General features: G+C 40.1%; 15 protein-coding genes and 1 pseudogene. All 16 read right to left on the minus strand.

Annotation, left to right across the window (positions count from 1 at the left end):
* Positions 1-15: 15 nt before the first annotated feature.
* A complete protein-coding gene (locus EUBIFOR_RS03520) occupies positions 16-1,065 on the minus strand; it encodes a DUF5688 family protein (RefSeq protein WP_003864555.1) in 1,050 nt (349 codons plus the stop codon).
* A 28-nt stretch (positions 1,066-1,093) separates the two neighbouring features.
* Positions 1,094-1,777, minus strand: a pseudogene (locus tag EUBIFOR_RS03525) (DNA topoisomerase); the annotation flags it as partial.
* 47 nt (positions 1,778-1,824) lie between these two features.
* Entirely contained in the window at positions 1,825-2,022 is a 198-nt protein-coding gene (locus tag EUBIFOR_RS03530; RefSeq protein WP_003864557.1) for a hypothetical protein, read from the minus strand.
* A 251-nt stretch (positions 2,023-2,273) separates the two neighbouring features.
* Positions 2,274-3,650: a virulence-associated E family protein gene (locus EUBIFOR_RS03535; RefSeq protein WP_050755933.1), complete on the minus strand. Its 1,377-nt coding sequence runs from the start codon at positions 3,648-3,650 to the stop codon at positions 2,274-2,276.
* Positions 3,562-4,200 carry a CHC2 zinc finger domain-containing protein gene (locus EUBIFOR_RS03540; protein ID WP_003864559.1) on the minus strand — a complete coding sequence of 213 codons (639 nt, stop codon included), beginning with the start codon at positions 4,198-4,200 and terminating at the stop codon, positions 3,562-3,564. The genes EUBIFOR_RS03535 and EUBIFOR_RS03540 overlap by 89 nt, the downstream gene beginning before the upstream one ends.
* A gap of 197 nt (positions 4,201-4,397) precedes the next feature.
* The gene (locus EUBIFOR_RS03545) at positions 4,398-4,868 is read right to left on the minus strand and encodes a hypothetical protein (protein ID WP_003864560.1); all 471 of its coding nucleotides are present in this window, start codon (positions 4,866-4,868) and stop codon (positions 4,398-4,400) included.
* A gap of 273 nt (positions 4,869-5,141) precedes the next feature.
* On the minus strand, positions 5,142-5,651 hold the full coding sequence (locus EUBIFOR_RS03550; protein ID WP_003864561.1) for a DUF5104 domain-containing protein: 510 nt from the start codon (positions 5,649-5,651) through the stop codon (positions 5,142-5,144).
* A gap of 167 nt (positions 5,652-5,818) precedes the next feature.
* Entirely contained in the window at positions 5,819-7,051 is a 1,233-nt protein-coding gene (locus EUBIFOR_RS03555; protein WP_040466125.1) for a plasmid recombination protein, read from the minus strand.
* A 422-nt stretch (positions 7,052-7,473) separates the two neighbouring features.
* Entirely contained in the window at positions 7,474-7,920 is a 447-nt protein-coding gene (locus tag EUBIFOR_RS03560; RefSeq protein ID WP_003023134.1) for a hypothetical protein, read from the minus strand.
* Between the two features lie 28 nt (positions 7,921-7,948).
* Positions 7,949-8,329, minus strand: coding sequence for a hypothetical protein (locus tag EUBIFOR_RS03565; protein WP_003864563.1), 381 nt, complete (start codon positions 8,327-8,329; stop codon positions 7,949-7,951).
* A 352-nt stretch (positions 8,330-8,681) separates the two neighbouring features.
* On the minus strand, positions 8,682-9,329 hold the full coding sequence (locus tag EUBIFOR_RS12665) for a hypothetical protein (protein WP_003864564.1): 648 nt from the start codon (positions 9,327-9,329) through the stop codon (positions 8,682-8,684).
* Between the two features lie 227 nt (positions 9,330-9,556).
* Positions 9,557-9,865 carry a hypothetical protein gene (locus tag EUBIFOR_RS03580; RefSeq protein ID WP_003864565.1) on the minus strand — a complete coding sequence of 103 codons (309 nt, stop codon included), beginning with the start codon at positions 9,863-9,865 and terminating at the stop codon, positions 9,557-9,559.
* On the minus strand, positions 9,843-10,091 hold the full coding sequence (locus EUBIFOR_RS03585; RefSeq protein WP_040466127.1) for a hypothetical protein: 249 nt from the start codon (positions 10,089-10,091) through the stop codon (positions 9,843-9,845). The genes EUBIFOR_RS03580 and EUBIFOR_RS03585 overlap by 23 nt, the downstream gene beginning before the upstream one ends.
* Positions 10,092-10,200: 109 nt before the next feature.
* Positions 10,201-10,584 (minus strand): TnpV protein, encoded by a 384-nt coding sequence (locus EUBIFOR_RS03590; RefSeq protein WP_003864567.1) that lies wholly within the window; start codon positions 10,582-10,584, stop codon positions 10,201-10,203.
* Positions 10,581-12,503, minus strand: coding sequence for a recombinase family protein (locus EUBIFOR_RS03595; protein WP_003864568.1), 1,923 nt, complete (start codon positions 12,501-12,503; stop codon positions 10,581-10,583). Before EUBIFOR_RS03595 ends, EUBIFOR_RS03590 begins: the two co-directional genes overlap by 4 nt.
* Positions 12,500-13,984 (minus strand): DNA topoisomerase, encoded by a 1,485-nt coding sequence (locus EUBIFOR_RS03600; RefSeq protein ID WP_003864569.1) that lies wholly within the window; start codon positions 13,982-13,984, stop codon positions 12,500-12,502. The genes EUBIFOR_RS03595 and EUBIFOR_RS03600 overlap by 4 nt, the downstream gene beginning before the upstream one ends.
* Between the last annotated feature and the right edge of the window lie 64 nt (positions 13,985-14,048).

Consider the following 14,048-nt stretch of genomic DNA (forward strand, 5'->3'; position numbering starts at 1 on the left):
TTTTCATGCTTGGTATTAAAGTTCCATATCATGTTTCTTTGCTTTCGGTTTCTTATCCGGCTGTTCTTTTCCGGCTTTCTCCGTTTTTGCAGCCTGTGCTTCTTTTTCTTTCTGACGTTCTGTGAATCTGTCAGCTTTTTCAAAGACATGATCCTTTGTATCAAAGTGATATACATCATTGGTAAGGCGTTCTGCGGGGGCTACCTGAGTGGCATTTACTTCTTTTACCATATCTCTTAACATTTCTGCATCCACTTGCCCGTCATCTGGAAAGACCAGCATTTGATGGATGGATGATGGCAAAATGAAGAAATCATTTCCAAGAAGTTCCCCCATGTTATCCATGAATTCCGGATAAAAGATCACACCGGCTCCATCAATTCTTTCTGTATTCGTAACAAAAAAGAATGTCGGCATCTCACTTGATTCCTGCAATGTTTCCTGCAGCATTTCACGTTCATCCGGTGTCAGCATGAGAATATTTTTCTGATACATTTCATCTATCAATGCACCTATACTTGATACCTCCGGGATCATGACATGCGGTGAACTTTTCATCGCATCTTCATGAAGCTGTTCTGCCGAGATTCCATACTGTTCAAGCAGATCATTCTTGATAAACATGGAACTTAATCCATCCTGATCCTTGCCTACTGCCACATGATAGGTAATTGCGAGGTCTTCCTTCAGCTGATGCGGCGCATTTTCGAGGACTTCCTTATTTGCTTCGGCTGATGATACACGGATAAACAGCTTGTCCTTCACGTCTTCATAATTTAAAATGGATTTCAGATCAACCTGTATCGGTGCCTCAATGACTATATCTGCAATCTTTCTGCATACAGTTTCCATTGTTACGCCAGGCTGTGCTTTATATGCTTCATACAGCTGATTAAGATTGATCGTCGGGGTAAGCATCTCACCTTCTTTTCTCACCATCAATCCCGTATAGGCACGGTTCAGTTTCTGACACTCCATCGTTGATACTTCTGCATTCTCATAATCCTTTGGTAAAAAGAGTCTGATATTGTCCTTTACTTCATTTACAAATTCATTAAAATTCATTTTTCGTTTCCTCCTCTAATCTGTTTTCTTATTTCTTTTTGCTTTTGTTTTTTGGTTTCTTTTGTGGGAAGGATAAAGAGAAATTCACCCTTCCGGTTTCATCTGCATCCATAAGAAGATCTGCCTCAAAGTACATATTCTTCTTTTTGGAATACAAGTCTTTTACATGCACACTTCCACTTTTCAGAAGTTCTGCAGCCATCTTCTTATCCATGGCTTTTTCCATGCTCTGCAGATAGCGATTCTCTTTCCAGAGAGCAAAGTGGCAATCGTGGTTGCTGCAATAGAAGTTGGTTTTGCTTTCGTATACCAGGCTGCCACATACCGGACAGGTTCCAATGCTTTCTCTGGTCTGAAATCTTCTGGTTTCTTCTTCTGAGATTGCATCACATCCATTCAGCATCATGGTGAGCATGTTTTTAATCCCGGTCATAAACTGTTCCGGTGCAATCTCTCCATACTCCATCAAGAGCAGCTGATTTTCCCATTCTGCAGTCATACTCGCAGATTTCAGGAAGTCTGGCAGAATCTCTACAAGAACTTTTCCATCGTCTGTCGGAAGGATCTGTTTGCCTTTTCGGGTGGCATACTGAGAATAGATCAGTTTTTCGATGATACCGGCTCTTGTTGCCGGAGTTCCTAATCCTTTCTTTTCTGTATCTTCATCGAATTCCTTATTTCCAGCTGTTTCCATTGCCGCAAGGAGAGTATCTTCTGAAAGCTTTTGTCAAGGGGGTGCGTGGATATTTTTCATATTATTTACGCAGATTCTCTCTCTGCTTCTGCCTGAATAATGCGTTTCAATCTGTCCTCAGCAGTCAAACCGCTACTATGATCAAAAAACACTTTGACTTTATAATTTGTTTTGCCTTGCTTAATCACAAAAACTCCATCCGGTTTGTTTTTCTCCGAATGGTTATTTTGGGTGGGTAGTGTACTGTTCACAATATTTGTCATACGATATTCCTCCTAATTAAATGAAAAAAGCCCGACAAGGAAAGGTCTGACAACGAAGTTCCGACAACGGACATCAAAAAACCTTTTTTCTTTATCGGGCGATACTATCTTTTTACTATTTCCTTTTTCTTTATAATATTGGTTGTCATGGTTGTCAGAGAGGGAAAAGTGCCGCAATATCAAGGCTTTCGGGATTTTTGCCCGACAACCAGACCGACAACCGGCTCGACAACCGAAGCGACAACGGGCTTTTATTTTTGCTTCAACCATTCTTCTGGAAGTCCTAACTGTTCCATTTCCTCTGTCGGGATTTCCTGAAAACCATCCATGCTGTTGTCAGGCTCGTTGTCGTTCCTGATACGCTCCCAGCCTTTTTGTCTGCGGTAAGGCTCTGGAAAATACCTAGGATTGCTGAACGCCCTCCAGCCTGTGACAGCGTTATTCATAATGTCGTTGATCTCTCGCAGTTCCCATTGTTTCGGTTCGTCATAATCATGCCCCAGTGCTTCCTTATAAAGCTGTTTGGAACAGACCATGCTGCCGGAATAGCGTTCCAAATAGTCTAAAATCTGTCCTGCCTTTGTGTCCTCCGGCATAAAGTCCTTTTGGTGGGCTTTCAGATAAGCGTTCATAGCCGGACTGAATCTCAGACGGAAATTGCCGCTTCTGTAAATCTCCATAGCTTCTGCCCACATCTGATTGATATACTCTCTGGAAGCCTGTTCATCTGCCAAAATATGAACCTCAGCCCTTTCAGGATAGACCATAACCGGAACGAAGCGGCGGTTGCCTGTTCTGTCAAGGGGAAGAAAGTCAAGGGTATTAGAAGAACCTCCAAACACACATTGTCGTTTTCTGTCTGCCGGATGTGTTTCATAGGGTATCTTATAGGTTTCCTTTTGGCGGCTCAGAAAGGACTTGATTTCTTCAATGCTCTTAGCGTTGGCGGTTGCAATCATTTCCGACATTTCAATAATCCAATGCCCCTGCATTTTGCGGTACACATTTTCATCATCCAGCTTTTTCAAGTCATCAGAGAACCAATCATCATTGACCGCAAGCAAACGGAAGAAAGAGGACTTTCCAGCTCCCTGACCGCCCACAAGACAGAGCATAACCTCAAATTTGCACCCCGGCTTAAAGGCTCGTGAGATAGCACCCAACAGAAACAACTTCAATGCTTCATAGGTGTAATCATCTGTATCAGAACCGAGAAAACGGTGCAGACAGAAGCGTATGCGTTCCGTTCCGTCCCATTGCAGGGCATTGAGAAAATCACAGACAGGGTGGTAACGGTTTTCATTAGCAATAACCGCAACTGCGTCTATGATTTTCTTCTCTACGGTCAATCCATAGTTTTCTTCAAAATATAGGAGCAGATATTTCACATCCACATCCGTCAATGTCGGGCTGTCACGATACCAACCGAGGGGCTTCACAATGTCGATTCTTTCGGTCAGAAGATTTTTTCGGATAGCCCCTTTCAAAAGTGGATCATATTGCAGAACACGCTTATAATTTGCGGCAGTATTATAAACCTTACCTTTCTCGCTCTGCTCTAAGCTGTTTCGGATTTCTTCTACTGTGCATGGTTCTGTCTGCTGACAGTTCTGCAATTCGCTGTTCAAGTTTTAACACCTCCTTTCTCTGTTCTGCCACAAGTGCTTTTCGTTCCTCCAATGAACCATACAGAAGAATATCAAGCAGATATTCGATATAGTTCTTCTTATGCAGTGCTTCTGCAAACAGGGGATTCCATTCCTCATCCGGCTGTTTAGGAGCGTATTTCTTTTCCCATTCTCTAAGAAGATGAAAATAATCCGTCAGCACCTTGTAGCAATGATTTTCTCCTTTTTGATACTTCTGTTCCGGTGTCGGCTCACGAATACGAGGGCGGACACTGGGCTTTTGTCGGCTGTCATAGTTAAGACCAAAATCTTCAGCAAGTTTGACAGCAGCTTCCCTCAGCCCGATACCGAATAGCTTCGCTGTGAGATCAACAGCGTCTCCGGTTGCTCCGCAGCCAAAACAGTAATAGCGTTCATCCAGCTTCATACTGGGGGACTTATCTGAGTGAAACGGACAGCACGCCATACCTGTGCGACCCACTTTCAAGCCATAGGCTTCTGCGGCTTGTCGGGCAGTAACATTTTCTTTTACAACTTCAAATACATTCATGTGACTCCTTTCCTGAAACGAAAAAAGCACCTGTCATTTTCAAAACGAAAACAGCAAGTGCCTTAGAGTTCCATATTTAATTTTAGGTGCAAAAAAGCAGGAGACCTTTTCAGATTTCCTGCTTAGCAAAGCTGTGAAGATTTAATTGTGGTTGGGTTGCCAGTTATACAAACTGGAAATTTTCTTTTTAGAATGAATTATTTAATTTCTACAATAGCACCATATTTCGTATGCGGAAGATATTGTACCTTTAAATAAGTATTTTTATCAATATACCTTGAAAATACTGTGATTTCGATTTCATCATCTTTAACTTTATCATATAGAAAAATACTTCTTCTTTCAGAAGATATATCTGCACCACCATGAGATTGTTCAGTTACATATCCTTCTGCATAACTATACTGTTTGTTTATGATGTAAGGCATATCTAAAACAAAATCTTTCAAATATAAGATTAAAAGAATAGCTACTATAACAAGAATGGTATTAGCCAATCGAAGAAATATTATATCATTTTTTCCAGTATATTCTTTTTTTATCGCTTCTTTATCAAAAAATATCGAATAGATAAGTTTTCTTTTTTTAATTAGATAGATAATGCAAGCAATTAACGCTATAACAAATAATGAAACTCTTATAAACAATCTAAATATAGCAAAATCCATAATATCATCCCCTTAAACTTCAAGTTTGTTGCTTACATTATACTTCATCAACCTAAAGAATGGAAGATTTTTTCTTGCCTCCCAAAGCAAAAGCACCTGTCATTTTCAAAACGAAGACAGCAAGTGTCTTAGAGTTCCACATTCTATTTTGAGTGCAAAAAAGCAGGAGAACTTTTCAGATTTCCTGCTTAGTAAAGCTGTGAAGATTTAATTGTAGTCAGTTTTTCTTATACCATCCGAAATTTATACTTTAATGTTCTCTCATAACAAAAATCAATTTTGTCCTCCAACAAAAATACCGTTTGGGGGATTATCCCATATAAAATTATCCTCAGCCACTTCGCTCTCCAATGCAATTTCAATTTTATATATCCCCACATTTTGGGCATTTTCATCATCCTCACTATACATATAAAAATTCATACAATACCTTTCCTTCTCTGTCAATATGAGATACATACCATCCAATTCCGTTTTCCTTTTACCATAGTTGCTTTCACTTGATGATGCACAATCGCCCTCAAAACTTTGGATACTGCCCTCAATATAATCGAAAAAAGCAGAGATTTCAGTGTCTAAATTCTCAATGTTCTTTTTGCTTTCTTCGGAAAATAGAGATTTGAGTTTCTCTGAATCCTGTTGCTTATATGCCTCAATAACTTGTTGACATATTTTATCCGTTTCATTTTGTTCAGAGCTAAACCAGTCATTGAAATACTTGTTAGAGCAGCCTGTTAAACCGAGTATCATAATCACACTGGAAAACAACAATACCTTTTTCATATAATTACATCCTTTACTTGATAATTGCAAAATCACTTATTGGATTAAGGTCATTACAAAAAATTTCTTACTATCATTATACTTCATCAACCTAAAGAATGGAAGATATTTTCCTGCTCCCTAAAGCAAAAGCACCTGTCATTTTCAAAACGAAAATAGCAAGTGCCTTAAAGTTCCATATCCTGTTTTTTGCTTTTCGCCGGAATTGTCCGGCTGACTTCACGCTCTGCCATTTCCTTCTTCTTGCGGCTCAACTGCTCTATAATGGAACCTTTGGCTTTCTTCTTGATTTGCTCCGTTCCGGCTTTTTTGACCTCCGGCTTCATCAGCGTGGTTTGAATTTTCTGAATGGTTGATTTCATAGCGTTTGTGATTCTGGCAATCACTCCATCCAATCGTTTCACTGCATACTCAACTTCTTTCTTTGAAGCCTTACGCTCAGGGGAGAGAACCCATGCCTTAGACTGCTCCACCAGCTTAATATCCTCCTTGTGCGTTTCCAGTTTTACAGTATCAGCAACGACCTCAACCGCCTTGTCATAGGCAATATCGGCAACCTCGTCCACCAAAGCTTCCACATCTTCAATCTTCATCGTGAGTTCTTCCAATTTTTGCTCCTGTGCTGCCAGTTGCTCCTTTTGCTTGAAAAGAATATAGTCCTGTTTTTCCAGATATGTACGACCACCATATTCCGGTTCTTCTTCCAGTTGTAAGCCATGCTTTTTCGCCACATCAAACAGCAGTACTCGGCAAGCTGAATCGAAAGTCATCTTGCGGTTGTTTTTTCTTCCGACTGGCTTCTCCGGTTCCGGCAGTTCAAACCCCAGTGCTTCCAAAGCCTTTTCCTGTTGTGGGGCAATCTCCCCATATTGATTTTCACAGTCGAACACATGACGCTCGTGAATATGAGGGGTGCTTTCATCCAAGTGCAGCGCCCAATTCAGGATATGGACATGAGAGCCGAAACGCTCATTTACGATTTCCATAAATTCTGTGACGATCTCAATGAGCAATTCCGGTGGAACATGATTATCAAGCGTTCCAATCTGATAGACCGTTTCCTCTGGACAGGTCTTTTTGCTTTTGAGCAAATCTCCGGTTTCCTTATTTCTTTCAGGGTGTCGGTTCTTCACATTTCTTTCGTTCTGCCTGGTCACAAAATCACGATACCGCTGACGATAAAAAAGCTGTTCCACATCTTCAAAAGTGGCAGACAGCTCATTTTCCTTTTCGGGATTTTTGAAATTGCGGAAGCCATTGTAACAGTCCCAATAGAGATTTTGTTTGGCTCGTTCTTCGTCAATGTGTTCGCTGTTGGCAATGTCAAAACTGCGGTCATTGTGCTTCGGATTATAAACGCCATTCTTTCCGGCTCGTCCATTGTGTCTTGTTAATTTCACATGAGTTCCTCCTTTTCTTTTTGATTTCCCCGACAGGGGAGAAGGGCAGCGAAGCTGATTCCTTGCGGCTTTCTGCGTCAAGTAATACCCAGTACTAAGTGGCGAAACGCCACTTAACTGGGCAAGGCTGCCGCCCTTGACCTGCACAGGGATATTGCATTCCCTGTACCCATGCACAAAGGGTTGCACCCTCTGTACTCCCGCCCGAACAAACTGACTTCACCCCGTCTCAAGCTCTGTCAGTTCCTTCGGTTTTACAAAACAGTCCACCGGACTATTTTGCAAAAAGAAAAACCGACGCATGATCGCTTTACGCTCAATACATCGGTTTCTTCATCTGACCTTAACGGTCATATTCAGTTGTGGCAGATTACAGGTAATCTACAAATTTCCCAAAACAAAATAGGATATTTATTTTTATTCTATTCAACTACATACCCATATTCTGTGTGTGGTAAATACCTTACAGTTATCTTATCTCCTAAATCGCTACCGGTTCCCCAATATTTTAATGAATGTTCTTCTCCAGTTTTCTCATCTCTAATATGTATTCTTCTTTCACTATTAGAGTTTTCTCCTGACATTGCACCTTGTGTAACTTCTCCGGTAACTTCAACTAAATTATTAGATAGTAAATAAGGTATATCCAAGCAACAAGGAACAGTTATAAATATACCGAGAATCAATAACCCAACAACTGCCATCACATTGATTATTTTTTCCCATTTTTGATATTTTATTTTTTCTTCTTCATTGACAGCCTTTCGTTTTATAAACTTCCCATTTTTCTTTCTATGCAAAACATACATAATTAAGACTATAAATGATACTATAATCACTCCAAAAGTTCTAAACATCAATAATGCCATAAATTTGTACTCCTTTCAAAGCGACACGCTATTTATTAACAGCTTTATCAGCTAATCTTTTATCTCCCCATGGCGTTTTCAGCATAGGCTCATTATCAATAATTCCTGCTCTTAAAATTTCAAGGGGTTTTTCTAATTGTAAGATGTTTTTATTATCTATAATAATAGCAGTTTGAAATTCCTCAAAACTTTCAAAAACTCTGTCTTGAAATATAAAAGATATATTTTCTTTACATTCCTCTGCGTTAGCAGGTAAAACACAGGAACCCATCACATATTTTTTCTCATTATAGGAAAACTCAACAAGAGTAAACGCCATATCATTATCATAATCAGACTTGATAATTTCCATTAGATCTTTTGCTTCAATAATGAGCGTTGGCTTTTCATTTTTCTTAAAACCAAACATGAATAACACCTCCAAGAATTAACTTTATCTTATTTTTCATTATACTTCATCAACTTAACGAATGGAAGAAAAAATTTGTGTGCAGAGTTCCTGTTCAAGCCTTGTAACGCGCATTTATGCAAAATCCATAGTCACCGATACTTTCCTCACGGGTGATATACAGTCGGAATTCTGTCAGCTTATGAAATAAGAAAAACCGACGCATGATCGCTTTACGCTCAATACATCGGTTTCTTCACCTGACCTTAACGGTCATATTCAGTTGTGACAGATTACAAATAGTCTGCAAATGGATAAACAAAAACGACCAACTATGCAGCTGATTATCATTTATGTGGAATATAAAGATTATTTATTCATTCGGTTTTAGCTTATATTTTTTTATCAAAAAGTACTTCACGAAAAAAATTATACTCATTAAACATAGTAACGAAAGAACATAAAATCCCAAACCTGCTATCCTAATCATAGATATATATGGTATTTTAGAACTCATTATTTTAGCGACGGATATTCCGAGCATTCCAAAACAAACGAAACTCCAACCTCCCATAACTTTTTTATTAGAATCTGAATTATATATATCCTTTTTTATGAGAAACATAACTAAACATGTATGTGCTATCGCACTCATTATATATACAATCAATAAAATAGCCATATAAGAACTATAATCTTCCTTTTCTAATGTTGAAAACATGAGAATAGTCCCAAACCAACCGGACAAAATGCTCATTCCTAAACCTTGAATGCCATGAATCCAAAAAGTTTTTTCGCCAGTCACATCTGATTTTGAAAATGTAGCAATTACGAAAACAACATAGAATAGTATTAAAAAAATTCTGTAAAAAGAGGGCGACGGAGTTGAATCTGCTATAACCATTGCTAAAAAACAGAGAAAAAGTATTGCTCCATCAAATTTATAAATCTCTTTCCTCTCTATTTTATTTTCAATACCATATAGTATGAAATTTTTGGTTTTTTCACTAAGTTTCATCATATAAAAATTACCCTTTCGTCATTATTTGTTGCTATTCTAACATATCTCCATACCTTAAATCTACAAATAAGTGTTAATAATTCCGAAGTGGCATTAAATTTTCACAGCTTTTTATCTTGCTACCCGTAACGCACATTTCCGCAAAATCCATAGTCCCCGATACTTTCCTCACAGGCGATAGGCAACGGTCAAAACATCAGGTCTGCACCTGACATTTTAACCGCATATCAGCCCTGATTATCACATTGTCCCTGCTGGCTGTTCAGCCCATGCTTTTTCGCATATTCACTGGCTTTCTGTCTGCGTTCCTCACTGTAAGGCGGCAGGAAGCGGATAGACAGACGGGACTTTGCCAGCTCATAAGAAACACCGCCTTGAACATTGGATTTTTCCAGTCTGCAAAGGTCAGGGTACTTCTTAGCAAAAGCAGCTAACCTCTTTTTCAATCCGGCGTTGTGGGTGTAGATATTTGCCTTGTCCTCGCCCTCATTAAAGAGAACGATTGTTTCTTTCTCAATCTTCGTAAGTCTCGCCATAACAGCCCTCCCTATGGTTTTTCAACACACGCAGCTTGCAGTAAAAGCAGCAATACCACCTTTCAACACCCTCAGCACTCAGCTTGACGGAAAGCATATAAAACAGCTTCTTCGCCGCTGGATCGGGTGCGAGGGCAGCTACCATACGCAAACGCTCGACAGTTGCTTTCAGGTTCGGACAGCCAAAGGCATAAAGGGTTTCCATTTCATTCCGGTTCATCTTCATTGTGTTTTCCTCCTTAAAATTTGATAAATGAAAAGCGACAGACACTTCATAAGGAAATACCTGTCGCTTCGTTGACGATATAAAATTGTTGGTTTTGGACTTGATAAAATCAGCAGTAAATCATTTCCTGTCTGATGATTTCTTCGGCTCGGTTACGGATAGAGTTCATGGACTGTACCCACAACATCTGATTGTCTGCTTTCATGGTTTCGGTCACACCCTCGGCTTGTTTCATCTGCTCAATGATAAGGCTGCACCTTTCCGCTGCCTGTTCGTTCAGGTCAGCAAGGTAAGTATGCAGTTCGCCGGATAAACAGAGGGCAGATAACCTTGCAGGGCGGTACTGCTCCAAATATGTCCTGTGCAGTCTGCCCCACATACCGATAGGGCGGTGTTCCTCCGGCAGCTTCAAGTCCGGCACATAGTAATCGCCCACAAGAACATAGTCCAGACCGTTACATTCATCATGGATTCGTGGTTTCAATTCTGTCATGCTATTTTTTCTCCTTTCACTTTTTGCCGATTTGATTTGCTTGTGGCGTTCTGTTCAACACACACATTGCTATCAGAACTTTTTTCTTCTGCTATAAGCTCATGCTCCGCAAATTCTTTTGATTTCTCACGAATCTTTTTCATATACTTACGATTGGATTCTCGTTTTCTGCGAAGTCGTTCCGCCTCTTTTTCAGCAGCAATCCTTTCTTCCTCGGTTGGTTCATGCTGCTCCACAGGTACTTGAAATTGCCCGACATAGTTAAGATATATCTCCACCTCTGTGGTGCGGTCTGCACCTTTTCCCTGTGGCTCGTGAACCAGTATTTTGTCTATAAATTCATTTATCATGGTAGGAGTAAGCTCTGTAATGTTCTCATACTTTTTAACCAGCTTTATAAAACGCTCCACATTATTTTGACCGCCTATAATCCGTTGCATATCAGCGGTGTCAGTCTCAATAATCTTGTTTAGCTCGTTCTGCTCATTTTCATAATCAGTAAGCATACTCTGAAAAAGTCTGTCCGGCAATCTTCCAATCACATTATCTTCATAGATTTTCCTGATAAGCATATCCAGTTCGTGAACTCGCTTCTGATTTCTTTCAATGCGGTTTTTTACAGTTTCAGAAACAGCAATATCTTTCATCGCCGATTCTTCTTGCAGAGAATAGACAAACCCCTGCTCATTCAAAGAAACATAATGGCAAGTCTCTTGTATGGTTTTCAGAATGATGCTTTTAAGTGCTTTTGTTGAAATATGGTGGCAAGTACAGTGCCGATCATACTTCTGATAAGCAAGATTATAAGTGGAACATTCATAACAATCTGCCGGATTTGAATGGCTTATCCGCTTTTCGCCTTTGGTAGTATAGTATATTCTTTCACGCCCTTTTCGTTGCCTGTGATTATACATCGGCGCACCACAGTCAGCACAGTAAATCTTTCCGGTTAGAACATTAGGCTCACCCATAGGATCTGCTTTTCTTACATTCTGTCTTAACTTTTGAGCAAGCAGCCATGTTTCTTCATCGACAATAGGCTCTTGTGTATCATCAAAAACCACCCAATCTTCCTTATCTGCCCTTTTCGTCTTTTTGTCCTTATAGGAATTTTTGAATGTCCTGAAGTTGACAGTCTTTCCAATATACTCTGGTCTGGCAATCAGAGTAGTAACCTGATTTCCTCGCCACATATACGGATTTTCTTTGTCATAGTTGCTTGCATGATTTCCAAGTCCCTTTTTTCCAAGATAATAAGACGGTCTTTCTATTTTTTCTTCTGAAAGTTCTCTTGCTATCTGATAAGGTCCTTTTCCCTCAATAGTCATGCGATAAATTCTGCGGACTACTTCGGCAGCTTCTTCATCAATAATCCAATGGTCGGGGTTTTCGGGGTCTTTCAAATAGCCGTATGGTGGGATATTACTTGTATGAGCGTTGCCGGAAGAACCTCTGGATTTCAGTACAGCTTTAATTTTCTTACTTGTATCCCTGACAAACCACTCATTCATGATATTCAGAAAAGGGGCAAACTCACTGGTTTCTTGACGGTCACTGTCAATACCATTATTGATTGCTATAAATCGAACTTCCTTTTCTCTAAACAGAATGTCAGTGAAAAAACCTACTTGCAAATGGTCTCTGCCGATTCTGGACATATCTTTGCAGATACAGGCAGTGATTTCTCCGTTTTTAACACCTTCAACAAGTCTGTTCCATGAAGGTCTGTCAAAGGTCGCTCCACTCCAACCATCATCGGTAAAATGAACAAGATTCGTAAAACCATGTTTCATAGCATAATCTTCAAGCATTTGCTTTTGATGAACTATACTGTTACTCTCTCCAGCATTATCATCATCACGAGACAGTCTTTCATACAAAGCAGTAATGCCATTGCTTCTATCTTTTTTTCTTCTCATGCTGAACTCCTTTCTTCAATTCCTATCCACTCCTTACGCTCACAAAATATCACATCGCTATATGGTTTTGGTGGGGACGTAAAATGTTCTGTCTTTTCTGCAGCTACAGCATAGAAAGTCTGTCCCTGGGTTACTTTCGGCATTCTCTCTTTCATTTCCAGATCCGGATCTACGATTGCCATGCGATCCTTATTTTTGAAGCAGTTTTCAAAGAGTTTCCATCCATCCTGCAGAACAATCTTTCCTTTTGCTTTGAAGATTTCTCCCTGGCATTCCACTTCAATCTCTGTTTCCTGGTAAATGTGATCCTTACTCATTGCCATGACCGTATGGACTGCGATCAGGAACAGAATCTTTTCTTCCCAGGATTTCAATTCATCCAGATGGCAGGATGCAAGCTCCATCGTTGGAATGATTGCATGGTGATCCGTCACTTTGCTGTTATTCATGACTTTTTTCACATCCGGCTGTTCTGGCTGATCAAAAGGACCTGTCAGCTGATATTTCTCATAAATCTGACGGACCACATTTCTTGCTGTCTGTTCCATATCTTCGGTCAGATACTGGCTGTCCGTTCTTGGATAAGTAATCAGCTTCTTTTCATACAGGCTCTGTGCGGTATCCAGTGTCTGTTTGGCTGTCATTCCGTAGATGCGGTTTGCCTCTCTCTGCAGTGTGGTCAAATCGTAAAGCCTTGGTGCTTTTACTTTCTTTTCTGTTTCTTTTACTGCATTGACAATGGCTTCACTTCCCTGGCATCTGCTTCTTAACTGTTCTGCCTCATCCGGATCAAAGATCTTTGGCTTTACTGCCGGAATTCCGTCACAATCCAGTTCCACATTGAAATACTTTTCTTTCTGGAAATTGCTGATCTGTCCGGCTCTTTCCACCAACATGGCAAGTGTCGGTGTCTGGACCCTTCCAACAGTTAGCTTTTTGAAATACTTTGTGGTGTAAGCTCTGGTTGCATTCATTCCTACCAGCCAGTCAGCCTGAGAACGGCATACAGCAGCTTCGGCCAGATGTCGGTATTCCTCTGCGGATCTCAGATGCTGCATTCCATCAAGGATTGCGGAATCTTCCAGAGAACTGATCCATAATCGTTTCACCGGCTTTTTACTTCCAGATAAGTCATAGACATGTTTGAAGATTAATTCTCCTTCACGTCCGGCATCACAGGCATTTACGACGTATTCAATTTCCGGACTGTTGAGCAGTCTTTTTAAGATATAGAACTGATCTTTCTTATCTTCTGAGACTGTAACTTTCCAGTCTTTCGGGATGATCGGGAGATCTTCATATCTCCACTGGTTAAATTTCTCATCGTAAGCATCCGGTGAAACATATTCGGCCAGATGTCCGAAGCACCAGCTGACCATACAGTCGGTTCCTCGTAAATATCCGTCTTCTCGTTCCTGTGCTCCAATCACTTCTGCGATTGCTCTTGATACACTTGGTTTTTCTGCAATTACTAAATACATGATGTATAACCTCCTTCATATAACGAAACGGAGAGAGCATGTTTTACAGCCCCCTCCGCCAAAA

It is taken from the genome of Holdemanella biformis DSM 3989 (assembly GCF_000156655.1).
GTDB classification, from domain to species: Bacteria; Bacillota_I; Bacilli_A; order Erysipelotrichales; family Erysipelotrichaceae; genus Holdemanella; species Holdemanella biformis.